Source organism: Streptomyces sp. NPDC012508 (assembly GCF_042902595.1).
Lineage (GTDB): Bacteria > Actinomycetota > Actinomycetes > Streptomycetales > Streptomycetaceae > Streptomyces.
Genome location: NZ_JBIBEO010000010.1, coordinates 119,083 through 135,909, shown reverse-complemented (window position 1 = coordinate 135,909; position 16,827 = coordinate 119,083). Strand labels below are relative to the sequence as shown.

16 protein-coding genes are annotated in these 16,827 nt (G+C 72.6%); 8 read left to right on the top strand and 8 right to left on the bottom strand.

Going from position 1 to position 16,827, the window contains the following annotated elements; genetic code table 11:
* Positions 1-70: 70 nt before the first annotated feature.
* From ACFY8U_RS30700 to ACFY8U_RS30690, 3 genes are all read left to right on the top strand, one after another.
* The gene (locus ACFY8U_RS30700) at positions 71-454 is read left to right on the top strand and encodes a VOC family protein (protein ID WP_389575508.1); all 384 of its coding nucleotides are present in this window, start codon (positions 71-73) and stop codon (positions 452-454) included.
* Positions 451-1,326, top strand: coding sequence for a sigma-70 family RNA polymerase sigma factor (locus ACFY8U_RS30695; RefSeq protein ID WP_389575507.1), 876 nt, complete (start codon positions 451-453; stop codon positions 1,324-1,326). The genes ACFY8U_RS30700 and ACFY8U_RS30695 overlap by 4 nt, the downstream gene beginning before the upstream one ends.
* Positions 1,327-1,492: 166 nt before the next feature.
* Entirely contained in the window at positions 1,493-2,257 is a 765-nt protein-coding gene (locus ACFY8U_RS30690) for an SAM-dependent methyltransferase (RefSeq protein ID WP_389575506.1), read from the top strand.
* Here the strand turns inward: ACFY8U_RS30690 and ACFY8U_RS30685 are convergent.
* Together ACFY8U_RS30685 and ACFY8U_RS30680 are read right to left on the bottom strand one after the other, a co-directional pair.
* Positions 2,230-2,841, bottom strand: a complete 612-nt coding sequence (locus tag ACFY8U_RS30685; protein ID WP_389575505.1) for a DUF4865 family protein — start codon at positions 2,839-2,841, stop codon at positions 2,230-2,232. The genes ACFY8U_RS30690 and ACFY8U_RS30685 overlap by 28 nt on opposite strands.
* Positions 2,842-2,936: 95 nt before the next feature.
* Complete coding sequence (locus tag ACFY8U_RS30680; RefSeq protein WP_389575504.1) at positions 2,937-3,500, bottom strand: TetR/AcrR family transcriptional regulator; 564 nt, start codon at positions 3,498-3,500, stop codon at positions 2,937-2,939.
* Between the two features lie 171 nt (positions 3,501-3,671).
* On the opposite strand from ACFY8U_RS30680, the gene ACFY8U_RS30675 reads away from it, so the two are divergent.
* Genes ACFY8U_RS30675 through ACFY8U_RS30665 form a run of 3 tightly spaced genes read left to right on the top strand, consistent with a single transcriptional unit; the run spans position 3,672 to position 7,290 of the window.
* Positions 3,672-3,953, top strand: a complete 282-nt coding sequence (locus ACFY8U_RS30675) for an SHOCT domain-containing protein (RefSeq protein WP_361673065.1) — start codon at positions 3,672-3,674, stop codon at positions 3,951-3,953.
* Positions 3,950-4,741 carry an ABC transporter ATP-binding protein gene (locus tag ACFY8U_RS30670; protein WP_389575503.1) on the top strand — a complete coding sequence of 264 codons (792 nt, stop codon included), beginning with the start codon at positions 3,950-3,952 and terminating at the stop codon, positions 4,739-4,741. Before ACFY8U_RS30675 ends, ACFY8U_RS30670 begins: the two co-directional genes overlap by 4 nt.
* Positions 4,738-7,290, top strand: coding sequence for an ABC transporter permease (locus ACFY8U_RS30665; protein WP_389575502.1), 2,553 nt, complete (start codon positions 4,738-4,740; stop codon positions 7,288-7,290). Before ACFY8U_RS30670 ends, ACFY8U_RS30665 begins: the two co-directional genes overlap by 4 nt.
* Positions 7,291-7,408: 118 nt before the next feature.
* Here the strand turns inward: ACFY8U_RS30665 and ACFY8U_RS30660 are convergent, their stop codons facing one another.
* Together ACFY8U_RS30660 and ACFY8U_RS30655 are read right to left on the bottom strand one after the other, a co-directional pair.
* Positions 7,409-8,008, bottom strand: a complete 600-nt coding sequence (locus ACFY8U_RS30660) for an ATP-binding protein (protein ID WP_389575501.1) — start codon at positions 8,006-8,008, stop codon at positions 7,409-7,411.
* A gap of 206 nt (positions 8,009-8,214) precedes the next feature.
* Entirely contained in the window at positions 8,215-8,574 is a 360-nt protein-coding gene (locus ACFY8U_RS30655; RefSeq protein ID WP_361438039.1) for a hypothetical protein, read from the bottom strand.
* A gap of 176 nt (positions 8,575-8,750) precedes the next feature.
* Here ACFY8U_RS30655 and ACFY8U_RS30650 point away from each other — a divergent pair, with 176 nt between their 5' ends.
* Positions 8,751-9,887 carry a PLP-dependent cysteine synthase family protein gene (locus tag ACFY8U_RS30650; protein ID WP_361598017.1) on the top strand — a complete coding sequence of 379 codons (1,137 nt, stop codon included), beginning with the start codon at positions 8,751-8,753 and terminating at the stop codon, positions 9,885-9,887.
* Here the strand turns inward: ACFY8U_RS30650 and ACFY8U_RS30645 are convergent.
* Genes ACFY8U_RS30645 through ACFY8U_RS30635 form a run of 3 tightly spaced genes read right to left on the bottom strand, consistent with a single transcriptional unit; the run spans position 9,847 to position 11,758 of the window.
* The gene (locus ACFY8U_RS30645) at positions 9,847-10,347 is read right to left on the bottom strand and encodes an SRPBCC family protein (protein ID WP_389575500.1); all 501 of its coding nucleotides are present in this window, start codon (positions 10,345-10,347) and stop codon (positions 9,847-9,849) included. The two genes, ACFY8U_RS30650 and ACFY8U_RS30645, sit on opposite strands and share 41 nt — an antisense overlap.
* 56 nt (positions 10,348-10,403) lie before the next feature.
* Positions 10,404-10,841, bottom strand: a complete 438-nt coding sequence (locus ACFY8U_RS30640; protein ID WP_361598023.1) for an SRPBCC family protein — start codon at positions 10,839-10,841, stop codon at positions 10,404-10,406.
* A complete protein-coding gene (locus ACFY8U_RS30635) occupies positions 10,838-11,758 on the bottom strand; it encodes a DeoR/GlpR family DNA-binding transcription regulator (protein ID WP_389575499.1) in 921 nt (306 codons plus the stop codon). Before ACFY8U_RS30635 ends, ACFY8U_RS30640 begins: the two co-directional genes overlap by 4 nt.
* A 137-nt stretch (positions 11,759-11,895) precedes the next feature.
* Between ACFY8U_RS30635 and ACFY8U_RS30630 the strand changes: the two genes are divergently transcribed.
* On the top strand, positions 11,896-14,415 hold the full coding sequence (locus ACFY8U_RS30630) for a hypothetical protein (protein ID WP_389575498.1): 2,520 nt from the start codon (positions 11,896-11,898) through the stop codon (positions 14,413-14,415).
* On the opposite strand, the gene ACFY8U_RS30625 is transcribed toward ACFY8U_RS30630, so the two are convergent.
* Positions 14,385-16,799, bottom strand: coding sequence for a right-handed parallel beta-helix repeat-containing protein (locus tag ACFY8U_RS30625; protein WP_389575497.1), 2,415 nt, complete (start codon positions 16,797-16,799; stop codon positions 14,385-14,387). The genes ACFY8U_RS30630 and ACFY8U_RS30625 overlap by 31 nt on opposite strands.
* Positions 16,800-16,827: the final 28 nt, after the last annotated feature.

The following is a 16,827-nucleotide window of genomic DNA, read 5'->3' as shown; positions in this document are numbered from 1 at the left end:
TCGGCATGCGTCATGGGTGTGACGACCCGATGCGAACGGTCGTCGCACCAACGAGCGAATCGAGAACCGGATGCTGACCAACATCATGCACGTGACGATCTACGTCACCGATCAGGACCGCGCGCTGGAGTTCTACACCGAGGGACTCGGTCTGGAGAAGCGGCTCGACTTCCCGGGGCCCGACGGGCGTTTCCTCACCGTCGGTGTTCCCGACAGCCCGGTGCAGATCATCCTGTGGTCGCATCCGGCGGCCGCGGGACAGCCGGGCGGCGCGGGCGCGCCCGGTCCGCTGATCCTCGAATCCGAGGACCTGCGAAAGGACTTCGAGATCATGCGCCGGCGCGGCGTCGTCTTCGAAGAGTCCGATCCCGTGGACTATCCGTGCGGGGTCCGCGTCGAGGCGGTGGACCCGGATGGCAACCGGATCTCGCTCCGTCAGCAGCCCAAGCCGTGACCGCCCATGCGCCCGGTCTCGTCGCCGAGGCGTTCGAAGCCCAGCGCGATCGGCTGCGTGCCGTCGCGTACCGCGTGCTGGGCTCGCATGCCGATGCCGAGGATGTGGTCCAGGAAGCCTGGATGCGTCTCGCTCGCCAGGATGCGGCGAGTATCGGCAATCTGGCCGGCTGGCTGACCACCGTGGTCGGCCGAATCAGCCTGGATCTCCTGAGATCCCGCCGAGCCCACCCCGAAACCGCCTACGAGCAAGAGTTCGCGCACCTCGTGGTGACGCCCCACGATGACCCCGCGCCGGACGAGCTGGTGGCGCTGGCCGATTCGGTCGGCCTCGCCCTGCTCGTCGTGCTCGACTCACTCACCCCGAGCGAACGCCTGGCGTTCGTCCTGCACGACATGTTCGCGGTCCCGTTCCAGGAGATCGGACAGATCCTCGGAAAATCCGCCGACGCCACCAAGATGGTCGCCAGCCGTGCCCGCCGTAAGGTCCAAGCCGCGGACCGCACGACGGCCCCCGGCCGCGAGCACCGAGAGGTCGTCCAGGCATTCGGCGCCGCCGCCCTCAGCGGGGACTTCGAAGCGCTCCTGCGTGTCCTCGACCCGAACGTGAAGCTGACCGTCGACACCCCCGATGGCGTGGTCGTCACCCTCGGCGCCACCCATGTCGCCGCCGGCGCCCGCATGTTCTCCGGCGAGGTCGCCCGCCAACGACCCGTGCTGCTCAACGGCGTCCCCGGCCACATGTCCTGGCGCCCCGACGGCACACCTCTCTCCGTCATCGCCTTCACCGTCGGCGAAGGCCGGATCACCGGCATCCAGATCGTCGTCGACCCGGCCAAACTCGCCTCGATCCGTCTGCCCACCCCGGACTGAGCCGGTGCAGAAGCGACGTGGCCCGCGCATGAACCGACGCCGGGGGGCGTACGAGCCGACGCCGCCCGCGCATGAGCCGTCGTGCGCGTGCGGTTCGGTGCCGGGCGGCCGGGTCTCGTCGAAATGGGTTCGGCCTGCGGCCGTGGGCGAACTAGCGTTCCGCCTCATGACCGGTTCCGACCTTCCTCCCCGCCTCGGCAGTCTGACCTTCCACGGACCGCTCTCCGAGGCCCGCGCCACCCGCATGGTCGCGCGCGTCGCCGATGCCTCGCCCGCCACCGTGCTCGACATCGGGTGCGGCTGGGGCGAGTTGCTGCTCCGCGTCCTGGAGGCCGTGCCGAGCGCCACCGGTGTCGGTCTCGACATCAGCGCGGAGGACCTGGCCAGGGGCCGGGTCCTCGCGGAGGAGCGCGGGCTCGCCGAGCGGGTCGCCTTCGTGGAGGAGTCGGCGCTCGGCACCACCCGTGGGCCGGTCGACGCGATTCTCTGCCTCGGCTCCAGTCAGGCCCTCTACGACCCGGAGCAGCCCCACGACCCGGCCGCCGCCCTGCGAGAACTGCGCCGCCTGGTCCGGCCCGGCGGCCGTGTCGTCCTCGGGGAGGGCTTCTGGGAGCGCACGCCCACGGCCGAGGAGCTCGCCGGGATGTGGCCCGGCGCGCACACCGGCGACCACCTCCGCCTCGGGGCGCTCGTGGACCTCGCGATCGAGACGGGCTTCCGGCCCGCGTGGATCGAGACGGCGGGCCGCGAGGAGTGGGAGGAGTTCGAGTCCGGCTACCGCCACGACACGGAGGTGTGGCTCGCCGCGTACCCCGGCCACCCGCTCGCCGCCGAGACCCGCGACCGTGTCGACCGGCAGCGGTCGTCCTGGCTGAACGGCTACCGCGACATCCTGGGCATGGCCTACCTGACCCTCGTTCCGGTCGGCTGACATTCCGTTCGGCCGACCAGCGACGCCCGCTCCGGCGCGGACACGTGCAGCACCTGGAATCGATCGTCCGCGCCGGCCGGCGGCTCGGCGCCCTCCGCCCAGAGAGTGAAGAAGAGCAGCTCCCAGCGGCGGGGGTCGATCGCGAGCGCGCTCGCCACCACGCCGTCCCCGCCCGCCACGCGCGCGTGCCGGGCGCGAGCCTCCGCCACGGCCTCGCCCGGCGCGTCGGCGTCCCCGAGCCGTACCCTGCGGCGCGTCGCGGTGCCCGGCACGACGCCGGCCGCCGGGCCCTCGTCGTACGCGAGCCCCGTCCAGTGCTGCACCACCGGCCGCCCGAAGTCGTTCACGATCCCTTGGAAACCGGGGCCCCAGAGGAAGGAGTTCATGCCTTCCGGCGTGGCCCAGAGGTAGAACGGCGCGTACTGGTCGACCGGCGATCCGTCCGCGCGCTCCCGGATCAGATAGGCCTTGAGGCCGAGCCCGGGGAAGTCGTCCAGCAGATGCCCCCTGGTCGCGACCCGCCTGCGGATGATCTCCATGTCGTAGTCGGCGGGGAGGGTGATCTCGTACTGCATGGCATGCATCGGGGGCTCCGTTTCTCTGGCGGGCTCGGGGGATACGTGCGCACGGGGGACGTGCCGGCAGGGCCTGCTGGAGGCGGTGCTCGGGAGGTCCGTGGTCAGGCGGTACGGGGCGACAACAGGGCCAGCAGGCCGCGGACGGCCGTGTCGAAGGCGGCGGGGGCGCCGGAGGCGCGGGCCAGGACATACCCGCCCTGCACGGTTGCCACGATCGTGGCCGCCAGGTCGGCCGGCTCCAGGGGGCCTGTCAACTCCCCGCTGTCCAGACCCTCCTGGACGACTCCGGCGAGCCGGTCGCGCAGCCAGTCCAGGGTCTCGTCGACCGGGGTGCGCAGCTCGTCGCTCCCCATGACGTCCGGGTCCATAGTCAGCCGGCCCACCGGGCAGCCGCGCAGCACGTCCCGCTCGCGCAGCAGATACGCCTCCACGCGCGCGTACGCCGATCCTCGGCCGCTCAGGACCGACTCGGCCGTCGCCCGCATCTCCCCGGCCGTGCGGCGGATCGCGGCCAGCGCCAGATCCGGCTTCCCGGCGAAGTGGTGGTACATGCTGCCCTGGCCGGCTCCGGCGGCCTGCTGGATCGCCTTGGGGCTCGTTCCGACGTAACCGCGCTCCCAGAGCAGCTCCCGGGTGGCCTCGATCAGTCGCTCGGACGTCGTCATGAGGCGAGTGTACATACCAGTAGGTACAGAAGGTCTGCACCCGCCCCGCGGCTCCGTACTCCCCACGTCGTACGGACGAAGCCGCTGACCGTACGACGACCCGGACCCCCTCCACGGGCGAGGCTCGAAGCATCACCACACGCGACACTTATGGATGAGGAGCTGAGAGCCATGAACACACTCGCCCACGCGGGCCCCGGCCCGTGGGTCCTGTTCTTCCCTCTCGTCTGGGCGGCCGTGATCCTCACCGTGATCACCGTGCTGCGCCGCACCGGATGGCGTGGCAGGCGCGGCCCCGGACCCCGTCCCGCCTACGACGAGCAGTCGCCGATCGCGCTCCTCGGCCACCGGTTCGCGGCGGGCGAGATCGACGAGGACGAGTACTGGCGCCGGCTGACGGTCCTCGAGGAGCAGTTCGGCCGCACCGCCGGACCCAAGGGACGGGCGTCATGACAGGCGCCGCCCCCGACAGCCTCCCGCGCCCCACCCGTACCGCCGCCCGGGTCGTGGACGCCGTCAAGGTCTACGGCGGCGGGGACACCGAGGTCAGAGCCCTGGACGGGGTGAGCGTCGACTTCCCGGCCGGCCGCTTCACCGCGATCATGGGCCCCTCGGGGTCCGGCAAATCCACCCTCATGCACTGCGCCGCCGGTCTCGACACTCTCACCTCCGGCTCCGCGCTCATCGGCGACACCGACCTGTCCACCCTCGACGACCGGCGGCTGACCCTGCTGCGCCGCGAGCGGATCGGATTCGTGTTCCAGGCGTACAACCTGCTGCCCACGCTCACCGTCGCAGAGAACATCACCCTGCCGCTCGACCTCGCGGGGGCCGCCCCGGACCGGGAGTGGCTGGACGCGCTCATCGACACCGTCGGGCTGCGCGACCGGCTCCACCACCGGCCCGGCCAGCTCTCCGGCGGCCAGCAGCAGCGCGTCGCCGTCGCCCGGGCCTTCGCCGGCACCCCCGACGTCGTCTTCGCCGACGAGCCGACCGGCAACCTCGACTCCCGCTCCGGCGAGGAGGTGCTGCGGCTGCTCGGCCGCACCGTCCGGCAGACCGGCCGTACGGTCGTCATGGTCACCCACGACCCGGTCGCCGCCGCCCACGCCGACGCGGTGGTCTTCCTCGCCGACGGACGGCTCGTCGACCGCATGGCGGAGCCGACGGCCGAACGCGTCCTCGACCGTATGAAGGCCTTCGACGGCAGGCCACGGAGTCAGGGACCGGTGCCGTCATGAACGCCTCCCTCAAGCTCAGCCTCTCCGCGCTGCGCGCCCACAAGCGGCGGTTCGTCGGCACCTTCACCGCGATCCTGCTCGGCGTCGCCTTCCTGACCGGCACCCTCGTCATGGGCGACACCCTGCGGTCGAGCTTCGACTCGCTCTTCGGCAACGCCACCAGGGGTACGGACGCCGTGGTCCGCAGTACGAGCGTGGTGACGGTCGAGGGGGAGAGCCAGGGCACGCGCCGCTCCGTGGAGGCCTCGCTCGCCGACCGGATCGCCGAGGTGCCCGGCGTCGCCGCGGCCGTCCCGCGGATCGAGGGCGCGGGTCAGCTCGTCGGCGCCGACGGGAAGCCGATCGGCGGCCAAGGCCCGCCCACGCTCGCCGGATATTGGATCCAGGATCCCGAACTCAACCCCTACGCCCTGTCCGAAGGCCGCGCACCGGCGCGGTCCGGCGAGGTCGTGGTGAACCGGGGCGCCGCGAACACGGGCGATCTGGCCGTGGGCGACACGACGGTGCTGCGCGCCCCCGATCCGGTGAAGGTCACCGTCGTGGGCCTGGCCACCTTCGGCGGCGAGGACGGCATGGGCCAGGTCACGTACACCGGCATGACCCGCGCCGACGCGGAGAAGTACCTGACGCCGAAGCCCGGTGACGCGTCAGCCGTCCTCGTCAGGGCCGGTCCCGGCACCTCGCAGCAGGAACTCGTCGACGCGCTCGCGCCCGTACTCCCCGACGGGGTCGAGGCGATCACCGGAGAGCAGTCGGCCCAGGAGAACACCGACATGATCTCGGGTCAGTTCCTCACCCTCTTCACCACGTTCCTGCTGGTGTTCAGCGGGGTGGCGCTGCTGGTCTCCGTCTTCTCCATCCACAACACCTTCGCCATCGTCGTCGCCCAGCGGACCCGCGAGAACGCGCTGCTGCGCGCGCTCGGTGCCTCTCGCCGCCAGGTCCTCGGCTCGACCCTCGTCGAGGCCGTGGCCGTCGGCCTGGTCGCCTCGGCGGCGGGGCTCCTCGGCGGCATCGGCGTGGCGGCCGGACTCCAGGCGCTCTTCCCGGCGATCGGGTTCTCCTTCCCCGAAGGGGATCTGGTCATCAGCGGACTCTCCATGGCGCTGCCCTTCGCCGTGGGCCTCGTGGTCTGCGTCGGCTCCGCGCTGCTGCCCGCCGTGAAGGCGGGGCGGACCGCGCCGCTCGCCGCGCTGCGCGAGACCGCCGTGGACGAGTCCGGCGCCTCGCGCGTCCGGGCGCTGTCCGGTACGGGGCTGCTGCTCGCCGCCGTCGCCCTGGTGCTCATCGGCGTCCTCGCGACCCCGTCGCTGTGGCTCGCCTCCGCCGGTGCCGTGCTTGCGCTCGCCGCGTTCGTCGTCCTCGGCCCGGTCGCCTCCTCGCACGCCGTACGGATCCTCGGGGGGCTGCTGCGCGGGGTCAACCGGGGCCTCGCCAGGCGCAACGCCCTCCGCAGTCCGAAGCGGACCGCCGCGACCGCGACCGCGCTGATGATCGGCGTCGCCGTCGTCTCGCTCTTCACGGTCTTCGGAGCCTCGCTGAAGGCGACCATGGACCAGACGGTCTCGCGGTCGTTCGCCGGCGACGTCGCCGTCACCACGCCGGCGTTCGGCGCCGGTGGCAGCGGGCTCAGCCCGCGGCTCGCCCCCGCGCTCGCGGAGCTGCCCGAGGTGGAGACGGCCGTCGGGCTCGGCCAGGGCGTGGCCGAGGTCGACGGCGAGGGCCGGGCCCTGACCGTCACCGACCCGACCGCGCTCGCCGGCTCCTTCGACCTCGGAGACATCCAGGGCTCGCTGGCCGGGCTCGGTACGGACGGGATCGCCGTCGCCGACGCGGAGGCGGACAAGTCCGGTCTCACGCCGGGCAGCACGACCGAACTGGCCTTCACCGACGGCAGTCGGCACACCTTCACCGTCAAGGCCGTCTACGAGCAGTCCGAACTGGCCGGGGACTACGTCATCACCCGGGAGGCCTGGGCCCCGCACCGCGCGCAGGACTCCGACACGCTCGTCGCCGTGACCTTCGAGGACGGCGTCTCGACGGCCGCGGGTACGGCGGCCGTGGAGGACGTCACCACGGCGTTCGGCAACCCGGAGGTGCAGACGCGTGACGAGTACGCCGAGTCCTCGGCCGGCGGCATCGACATGATGCTCACCCTGGTCTACGCACTCCTCGCGCTCGCCGTCCTGATCGCGCTCCTGGGGATCGCCAACACCCTCACGCTCGCGGTCCACGAGCGCACCCGTGAGCTCGGCCTGCTGCGCGCGGTCGGACAGACCCGGGCCCAGCTCAAGGCCATGGTCCGATGGGAGTCCGTCCTGGTCGCGGCCTTCGGCACGGTCGGCGGTCTCGCGCTCGGCGGCTTCCTCGGCTGGGTCCTGGTCAAGGCGTCCGACGGAGCGAGCGACAGTGCGTTCGCCTTCGCCGTCCCTCCGGCGCAACTCGCGATCGTCGCCCTGGTCGGTCTGGCCGCGGGCGTGGTGGCGGCATGGCGGCCGGCGCGGCGGGCGGCCCGCCTGGACGTGCTGCGGGCGATCGCGACGGAGTGACACCGACACCGGATCCGGTATGCCCGATCGCGCATATCGGATCCAAGATCCGATATCCAAGCTCAGGTATCCAAGCTCCGGTACCAAGGATCCGATATCCGCCCCGGCGGTCGCCCGTTCAGCCCGCCAGGGCCGAACGGGCGACCGCCGGGGCGCGGGCCGGTTCCTGGGGAGCGCCGAACGGGACGCCCTCCAGGCTCGTGGCGTGGGCACCGCGGAAGCGGGTGTGGCCGGCGAAGGGGCCGTCGGTGGTCGCGCCGTACACGGCGTGCGAGCGGGGCGGCACGGCGACCGCGGGGAGGGGGGCCGGCAGGGTGAACCAGACGATCTTCCCGCTGTCGTGCGGGCGGATGCCCCAGCTCTCGCTGACGGCCTCGATGATGGCCAGACCGCGGCCCGAGGTGGCGAAATCGTCGATGTTGTCGGGGACCGTGCGCCCCGACCGGCAGTCGATGTCCGGTATCCGCGGGTCATGGTCGTGGACCGAGACGGTGAGACGGTCGAGCAGCAGCTCGATCTCGACGGTGCACATCTTGTCCGGCTGTGCGTGCCGGTGAACATTGGTCAGCAGCTCGGTCACACCGAGCGCCGCATGGTCGATCAACGCATCGAGATGCCAGTAGCGCAGATGCGCCGCTACGATCCTGCGGACCTGACCGATCCGCGACGGCAGGGCCTGGAGCTCCACCGTGCAGTGCCTGCTTGGCTCGCTGATCACGGCTGCGACTCCCCGAAGTTGAGGTCCGGAAGAAGACGAAGATTCGGATCTGTCATGCGTACAGCAGGGCGGCGGGCTGGATCACAGCGTCACCGCCGGTGAACCCTCAGTGAGGTGGTTTCCAGGGTGAACCAGTGGTGACCGGCCCGCAACTCGCGGAGACCTTCCGCAGGTCACCGACGTCTCAGCGCGTCACGGCGTCATCGTCAACGCCTGGCCGCGCGCTTCAGGGCTTCGAGGAAACCCCCCGGCCCTGACGCCCGGTCGCGGGGCCCGCGGGCGGGCCCGTCCATGGTCAGCCGGTAGCGCGTGCCGTTCACGGTCGCCACCGTCTCGTCCGGCTTCGCGAACCAGGGGCGCCCGGCCCGCACCGATGCCACCGGGGCACTGTCGATCTCACTGCCGTAGCTCGTCAACAGGGACAGTCGGCCATCCTCGATCCGGACCTCGCCGGCCCGCGTCAACGAGCGCGGCCAGCGCTCGATCCGTACGCCCGTGGCCGTGAACTCGGGCTTCGCCGCCCCGGGCTCCGTCGCCTCGGGCCAGGACGCCTCGCGCTCCGCCATTTCGATCCGCCCCCTTCGCACCGGTTGTTCCGTCCAGTGTGCTGGGCGGGCGGCGACGGCACCAGAGGCCCCTGCTGCAAGGGACTCCTATGGAGCCCCAAAGCGAACGTTTGTGCAGGTGAGGGAGTTATCGTCGGCAGTGGGGGATCTGCTGGGCCGGACGAGGAGAAGGACGTATGAGCACCACGGAGAACACGGCGCGTGCCGCGGTCGCGGTCGCGACCGTCGACGTCGACCACAGCGACCCGGCGTACCGCGCCTGGCTGAAAGAGGCGGTCCGGAAGGTGCAGGCCGACGCCAACCGCTCCGCCGACACCCATCTGCTGCGCTTCCCGCTCCCCGAGTCGTGGGGCATCGACCTCTACCTCAAGGACGAGTCGACCCACCCCACCGGAAGCCTCAAGCACCGCCTCGCCCGCTCCCTCTTCCTCTACGGCCTGTGCAACGGCTGGATCCGGCCCGGCAAGCCCGTCATCGAGGCCTCCAGCGGCTCGACGGCCGTCTCCGAGGCGTACTTCGCAAAGCTGATCGGCGTGCCGTTCATCGCGGTGATGCCACGCACGACGAGCGCCGAGAAGTGCCGCCTGATCGAGTTCCACGGCGGGCAGTGTCACTTCGTCGACGACTCCCGCACGATGTACGAGGAGTCCGCGGCGCTCGCCGAGCGGACCGGCGGTCACTACATGGACCAGTTCACCTACGCCGAGCGGGCCACCGACTGGCGGGGCAACAACAACATCGCCGAGTCGATGTACCAGCAGCTGAGGCTCGAGCGGTACCCCGAGCCGGCGTGGATCGTCGCCACGGCGGGCACCGGCGGCACGTCCGCGACGATCGCCCGCTATGTGCACTACATGCAGCACGACACGCGTATCTGCGTCGCCGACCCGGAGAACTCCTGCTTCTTCGACGGCTGGACGAAGAACGACCCCGACGCCACCTCCGACTGCGGTTCGCGGATCGAGGGCATCGGCAGACCCCGCATGGAGCCCAGCTTCGTGCCGGGCGCCATCGACCGGATGATGAAGGTCCCGGACGCCGCGAGCGTGGCCGCCGTCCGCGCCCTGGAAGGCGCCATCGGCCGCAAGGCGGGCGGCTCCACCGGCACGGGCCTGTGGAGCGCGCTGAAGATCGTGGCCGAGATGGTCGAACAGGGCCGCACCGGCAGCGTCGTGACCCTGATCTGCGACCCGGGTGACCGCTACCTCGACAAGTACTACTCCGACGCCTGGCTGGCCGGACAGGGCCTGGACATCGCGCCCTACGCCGCCGCTATCGACCGGTTCCTGGCGACGGGTGTCTGGCCGGAGTGAGCCGCAGGTCGAGGCGGCGCATCGCGTCGCGGAAGGACCTGCCCACGCCGGGGCGGGCCAGCCGCATCGCGAACAGGTACAGCGCCGTGCCGTCGACCGCCATCGTCCAGCGGACCCGGGTCCCCGAGCCGGCGGGGGACAGGGACCAGTCCTCCACCATGGCGCTGACGCCCGGGGCGTTGGTCTCGTCGATGCGGTACGCGTAGCGGGTGTCGGGGTCCTGGGCGAGGATCGTCTCCTGGAACATCACCCCGCCCCGCAGCCGGACCGTGCGACCCGTGCCGCCGCCGGTCGGGGCCGCGGAGGCGACCGCCCTGAACCAGGAGGGCATGGAGCCCAGTTCCACCGCGAGCGAGCGGAACACGGCGGAGGGCGGCGCCGCCACCTCGGCCGTGAACACCAGCCGTACCGGCGCGGTGGCGACGAAGTCGAGCTCCACGAGCCTGAGTCGGCGAGCCATGGACCGTCCCTCCCGAGGTGCGGATCTGAGGCCCGCACACCCTAGCTGACATCCCGTCAGTTGCCCAGGAGTCCGTCCAGAGCCCGGCCGAAAACCCACCGCCCGGCCAGCGCCAGTACGGGATCGAGCGCGCCGGGGACCCCGCGGAGGCGCAGCTCCTCGACCCACACCGCTCGCGCGCCGCCGCCAGGGGTCTCGTACACCTCGATCTCCGCCCGGCCGAGCACCACGCGCCCGCGCTTCTCCAGGCGGTACCTTCCCGGCCGTCCGGGTCCGGGAGGTTCCCAGGCCACCACCTCCATCGGGTCGTCGAAGGAGAGACGCCCTATGCCGGTTCGGGCCACGAACCGTGTCCCCACCCCCGTCGGCCCGGGGGAGAGCACCCGGCTCCGCGTGAGCGGAACCAGGCGGCCGTGCGCGGCGAAGTCGGTCAGCCGCCGCCACACCTCCTCCACCGGCAGCTCCGAGAGGCGCTCGACGCGGAAGTGGCTCACCCCTCGCCGCCCGTCGGATCCCCGTTCCGGCCCGCCGAATCCCCGTTCCCGCCCGTCGGATCCCCGTTCCCGCCCCGGTCGCCGTCCTCGTCGGTGTCCTCGCCGGCCACCACCAGGTCCGGCAGGTGCTCCGCCATGTCCGCCCGGGTCTGCGGCGACAGACCCGCGTCCGTCACCAGCGTGCCCACCTCGTCGAGCCGCGCGAACGAACTCAGGCCCACCGTCCCCCACTTCGTGTGGTCCGCGACCACCACCACCCGGCGGGCCGAGCGCATCAGACGCCGGTTCGTCTCCGCCTCCGCGAGATTCGGCGTCGAGAGCCCCGCCTCCACCGAGATGCCGTGCACCCCCAGGAACAGCACATCGAAGTGGAGCGAGCGGATCGCCTGGTCGGCCACCGGCCCCACCAGCGCGTCCGAAGGGGTCCGCATCCCGCCCGTGAGCACGACCGTCGCCGCGCCCGGCCGCGTCGCCTCGCCCGCCGCGCCGGCCCGCTGCGCCGCGTGGAAGACATCGGCGACCCGGACCGAGTTGGTCACGACCGTCAGATCCGGCACGTCGAGGAGGTGCTGGGCCAGGGCGAACGTCGTTGTACCGCCCGACAGCGCGATCGCCGAACCCGGCGCCACCATCCGGGCCGCCGTCCGGGCGATCTCCTCCTTCGCGCTCAGCTCGAGCGCCGACTTGGCCTCGAATCCGGGTTCGTGCGAGCTGGTCCCGACCAACGGCACCGCGCCGCCGTGCACCTTCTCGACGACGCCCTGGCGTGCCAGCGCGTCCAGGTCCCGGCGGATCGTCATGTCCGAGACGTTGAGCCGCCGCGTCAGCTCGTTGACGCGGACGCCGCCGCGCCGCCGCACCTCGTCCAGAATGAGTGCGCGCCGCTGCTCAGCGAGAAGATTCTGATGGTCGCTCACCACAGGGGCCGATCCTTCCGAAGGGAACTGGGGGAATGGAGGGCGGATTCCGTGAGAGCCCGTGCACCGGCGCACGGCCTTCCGCGATCCTGATTGCCTGCCGTCGAATCCTCCCACTCAGAGAGGGAGACACCGAAGTGCCCCCTGCCACACCCGCCCCGAAGAGCGGTGGCGCGGCGCTCGAGCTTCTCGTGCACGGAGTGGGCGGAGCCACGCCTCAGGACATGCTGGGCGATCCGCGCACGGTACGGGTCACCGGCGACGCGACCGCCGCGGTGCACCGCCGTGCCGACGACGCCGAAGCCGAGGCGCACCCCGAGCGCTACGCCGAACGGCCGGTTCCGGAGGCGTACGTCTGGTCCAACCTCACCTCCGGAAACGGCGCCCGCGCCCTGTGGCTGCTGCTCCTGCCCTTCATGGTCGCCAACCTCGCCCACTGGATGCGCCCGCCGGCGAAGGGACACCCTCGGCTGGTCAGGGCGTACGGGGTGCTGGTGCGGCTCGTGGCGCTCACCCTCACGGTGCTGCTCACGGCCGCCGCCTGCGAGGTCGCGCTCGATCTGACGGCCTGGCAGTGCGCGGGCTCCGCCGTCTGCGCGGAAGACCGTTCGTGGCTCGGCTTCCTCTCGGCCGAGCGGGGCGGCTGGTGGTCGCAGCCGGGCCGCAGGCTCGCGCTCGCCGCCGTGATCCCGGCCGCGCTGGTCGGGCTGCTCTGGTACCTCTCCAACCGGACATGGAGCGCGTACGAAGCCCAGCGCCCGCCCACCGGCTACGACGAGGACGGCTTCGCGGACCCGGCCGCGGAGGCCCGGGGCGAAGCCGAGACCGGCTGGGCCGAGCCCGGCGAAACCGAGCGCGAGAGCACCCGAGCCGAGCCCGAGAACGCCCGAGCCGAGCCCGAGAGCATCCGAGCCGAGGCCGACGCCCCGGACGCCGAGAACCTCGCCCCCGACATGCGCCCGGCCCTCGGGCGGCCCGGCTTCTGGTTCGGCCGGCGCCTCGTCGCGCGGCTCCGCGCCGCGCACACCGCCGCCGGCTTCCTGACCGTCGCCGCCGCCGTCACCGGAGCCGCCGCCCGCCACGACCGTGAGGCCTCCGGCGCCCTGCTCGACGCCCTCGGACGCTCCCTCCAGACGGCCTACGTCGTCCTCGCCGCCGTCGTCCTCTGGGTCGTCTGCCGCCGCGGCCGCAGCGAGAAGCGCCTCGACCTGCGGCTCGAACGGGCCCTGGTCTCCTGGCTCCCCTGCACGTCCCTGCTGCTGCTCGCCCTCGCCGTCCTGCACGCCGGCTGGTCGCGCCCCGGCTGGCGCTCCGGCGGCACACTGCCCGGCAACGCCACCTTCGGCGTCCTGACGCTCGCCCAAGGCGGCCTCGTGGTCGCCCTCGCAGCGGTCGCCCTGCTCCTGCACCGCCGCCGCCACGACCCCCGCACCGCCCTGCACGGCCTCGGCGGCCCCGCGGTCGCCATGCTCGCCTGCGCGCTGGGCGGTGTGATGTCCGGCGGTGTGGCCCAGCGCGTCGCCGACTGGCTGGACGGGCCGCCCACACCCGGTATGGGCGCGGGCTCGACCGTCGCCCCGCCCGTGCTGCTCAGCTGGCAGGCGTCCGTCATCCCCGTCCTGCTCCTGCTGCTCCTCGCCCCCGCCGTGCTCCTCGTCGTACGGACCGCCCGGGCCGCCCGCCGCCTGGGGCCCGTCGTCGAGGCCGACTACGGTACGCAGGACCCGGACCCCGTCCGTACGGGACGGATCGCCGCCACCCGCGCCACCGCCTCCCTCACCGACGCCGCCCCCGCGCTCGTCGGCACGGTCTCCGGCGCCACCCTGCTGCTCGGCGCGGGCTCGGTGGCGGGAGCATGGGCCAGTGGCAACGTCCCCGGCCGGGCGTTCGACGGCGCCCATCCCGCCCTCGCGTCCGCCGCCGCCACCGCCCAGGCCCTCGGTTCCTGGATGATCGGCTTCGGCTTCCTGCTCTTCGTCACCTGGGGCCGCCGTGCGTACAAGGACGCGTCCGCCCGCCGTACGATCGGCATCCTCTGGGACGTCGGCACCTTCTGGCCGCGCGCCGCGCACCCCTTCGCCCCGCCCTGTTACGCCGAACGGGCGGTCCCCGACCTCACCTGGCGCATGAGTTCCTGGACCCGGCACACGGGCGGTCGGCTCGTCATCTCCGGCCACTCGCAGGGCAGTGTGCTCGCCGCGGCAGCCGTCTGGCAGCTGCCGCCCGCGACCCGGAGGCGCGTCGCGCTGCTGACGTACGGATCTCCGCTGGAGCGGCTGTACGGGCGCTGGTTCCCCGCCTACTTCGGGCCCGGGCCCCTGCGCGCCCTCTACGGAACGATCCACTGCTGGAGCAACCTCTACCGGGCCACCGACCCGATAGGCGGGCCCGTACGGGTGCCCGCCTCCGGGGAGAAGCCGGCCGTCGACGGCGCCGCGCTGCTCGACCCGGTCGTCTACGGCCGCACCCCCGAACACCCGCTGCCCGAACCGATCCTGGGCCACTCCGACTACCAGGCCGATCCCGCCTTCGCCGCCGAACGGTCCGTACTCCTCGACCGGTTGCCGCCCGCCCTGCCGCGCCAGCGCGACGGTGACGCGGGGGGCGGTGCGAACCAGCAGGCCGATCAGGGGAGTTCGGGCAGGTCCTCCGGATAGAGGAGCGTCAGGTCGTCCGTGCTCGCGTCGGCGAGCGCGGCGACCCGGCCCGCGTGCCGCTCGACCATCGACTCGAACGTCTGGCGGGCCGTACGGCCGTTGCCGAACGCCGGTCCCTTGGGCAGCTCGGTGAAGTACTTCCGCAGCGCCTCGTCGGTGCCGTCGGCGAGCCGGTACTCGTGCTCGTCCGCCTGCTGCCCCACGATACGCAGCAGCTCGTCCGGCACGTAGTCGCTGAAGGTGATGGTCCGTGAGAAACGGGACGCCACCCCGGGGTTGACCGTAAGGAAGCGTTCCATCTCGGCCGTGTACCCGGCGACGATCACCACCACCGCGTCCCGGTGGTCCTCCATCAGCTTCACCAGCGTGTCGATCGCCTCACGCCCGAAGTCCCGGCCGGAGTCCTCCGGCGACAGCGCGTACGCCTCGTCGACGAAGAGCACGCCGCCACGCGCCCGGTCGAACGCCTCCTGCGTACGGATCGCGGTCGAGCCGATGTGCTCGCCGACCAGGTCGACCCGGGAGACCTCGACCAGATGGCCCCGCTCCAGGACGCCGAGCGAGGCGAGGATCTCGCCGTACAGCCGGGCCACCGTCGTCTTTCCCGTGCCCGGATTGCCGGTGAAGACCAGATGGCGGCGTACCGAGGCCGCCTTGAGGCCCGCCTCCTGCCGTCTGCGGCCGACCTCGATCATGTTGGTGAGCGTCCGTACCTCGTGCTTGACGCTCTCCAGGCCCACCAGCGCGTCCAGTTCGCCGAGCACGTCCTGCGAGGAGCGCGACTCGGGGGCCGGCTCGGGGGCAGGGGCGACCGGCGGGACGACGGTGGCGCGCGGCGTGGGAACCGTACCGAGCAGCCCCGCCGACTGCGTCGCCGTCAGCACGGAGCCGGTGCCGGTGGCCGGAGGCGTACGCACCGCGCTCTCGTCGCTCGTGCAGTCCTCCGCGACCGGGCCGTCCTCGGGGAACTCGTACCCGCCGCGCGCACACCGCTCCGTACGGCACGTGCGCAGCGTCGTACGGCAGCCGTCCATCACATGGAAGCCGTAGCCGCCGCTTCCGGTCACCCGGCAGCCGTGGAAGGAGCCCCGCCCCTCCGCGGACACGTAGAACCCGGCCTCGGCGGGCGAGGTGACCGTGCACCGCTCGATCGTCGGGTCGGCGCCCTTGGTGACGATCACGCCGGTCTGCACGGCGTCGATCGTGCACCCCCCGAGCGTCCCGCCGCTGCCGTGATCCCGGAACCAGGCGCCGGTGGACGCCTCGCGGATGCGGCAGTCGTCGAGCTGCGCGGTCGCGCCGTCGCTGACCGACACCGCCGTGTTCCGCACCTGCGACAGATCGCTGTCGACGACATCGACGCGCGAGCCGCGATCGAGGACGAAGAGCGCGTCCGGCACGTCGTGCACCCGGCACGCGTCGAGGACGGCGGTGGCGCCGTCGCTGATCCATACCGCCGGATAGTCACCCGTACTGTCGTGGATCTCGCACTGGTTGGCGTCCACGCGCGTGCCCGGGTCCCACACCGAGAGCCCGTTGCGGCCGAAGCGGCGCACGGTCGAGCGCGTCAGCGTCAGCACCGAGCGGGAGCGCAGATCGACCGCGTTCTCCGGGATGTCGTGGATGTCGCAGTCGGAGAGGGTGAGCACCGCGTCCGTGTCGAGCGTGATGCCGTCGGCCGAGGTGCGGTGCACCGAGGAGTCCGTCAGGTGCGCGGTGGCGCGCGACGCGATCTGGAGACCGGTGCCCTTGATCTCGTACACCTCGCAGCCGATGCCCTCCAGGCCGCTGCCCTCGCCGGTCACGGAGATCCCGGCGCCGGAGGCGTGATGGACCCGGCAGCGCTCCAGGCGCGGATGGGCGCCGCCGCGCACCGAGACACCGGACTGGCCGGCCGCGACGATCTCGCACTCCTCGAACACGCCGCCCGCGCCGTCGAGCACGGCGATACCGACGCCCGCCGGATTGTCGACGGTGCAGCGGCGGACGGTGGGGCGGGCCGCGCCCCGGACCTCCAGGCCGGCGGCCGAGCGGGTCACGATCCGCAGATCGAGCAGCTCGGGGGTGCCGTCCTCGACGAGCAGCGCCGGGGCGGCGGAGTCCTGCCCCTCCACATGCAGATCCTGGACGGTCGCCGAGGCCCGTACGGTCAGCGGCACGCCGTCCACGGGCGCGATCCGGACGGAGCCGATCCCGCCCTCGGGGCCCCGCAGGGTGACGGCCCGTTGGATGACGAGGTTCTCCCGGTAGGTGCCGGGCGCGACGGTGAGGACGTCGCCGTCCCCGGCCGCCTCCAGGGCTGCGGCGAGGGAGGCGTACTCGCCCGTGCGGCGCCGCCACCGCGATGTGCCGGTGTGCGTCACCTGGACCGTGCCCTGTGCCATGGGTGTGCTCTGCCCCCGCCTCATGCGT

Excerpts from the sequence above, each read along its gene's own strand:
- ACFY8U_RS30700 (WP_389575508.1), top strand. The coding sequence starts at position 71 with ATGCTGACCAACATCATGCACGTGACGATCTACGTCACCGATCAGGAC.
- ACFY8U_RS30690 (WP_389575506.1), top strand. The coding sequence starts at position 1,493 with ATGACCGGTTCCGACCTTCCTCCCCGCCTCGGCAGTCTGACCTTCCAC.
- ACFY8U_RS30685 (WP_389575505.1), bottom strand. The coding sequence starts at position 2,841 with ATGCATGCCATGCAGTACGAGATCACCCTCCCCGCCGACTACGACATG.
- ACFY8U_RS30680 (WP_389575504.1), bottom strand. The coding sequence starts at position 3,500 with ATGACGACGTCCGAGCGACTGATCGAGGCCACCCGGGAGCTGCTCTGG.
- ACFY8U_RS30675 (WP_361673065.1), top strand. The coding sequence starts at position 3,672 with ATGAACACACTCGCCCACGCGGGCCCCGGCCCGTGGGTCCTGTTCTTC.
- ACFY8U_RS30670 (WP_389575503.1), top strand. The coding sequence starts at position 3,950 with ATGACAGGCGCCGCCCCCGACAGCCTCCCGCGCCCCACCCGTACCGCC.
- ACFY8U_RS30665 (WP_389575502.1), top strand. The coding sequence starts at position 4,738 with ATGAACGCCTCCCTCAAGCTCAGCCTCTCCGCGCTGCGCGCCCACAAG.
- ACFY8U_RS30655 (WP_361438039.1), bottom strand. The coding sequence starts at position 8,574 with ATGGCGGAGCGCGAGGCGTCCTGGCCCGAGGCGACGGAGCCCGGGGCG.
- ACFY8U_RS30650 (WP_361598017.1), top strand. The coding sequence starts at position 8,751 with ATGAGCACCACGGAGAACACGGCGCGTGCCGCGGTCGCGGTCGCGACC.
- ACFY8U_RS30645 (WP_389575500.1), bottom strand. The coding sequence starts at position 10,347 with ATGGCTCGCCGACTCAGGCTCGTGGAGCTCGACTTCGTCGCCACCGCG.
- ACFY8U_RS30625 (WP_389575497.1), bottom strand. The coding sequence starts at position 16,799 with ATGGCACAGGGCACGGTCCAGGTGACGCACACCGGCACATCGCGGTGG.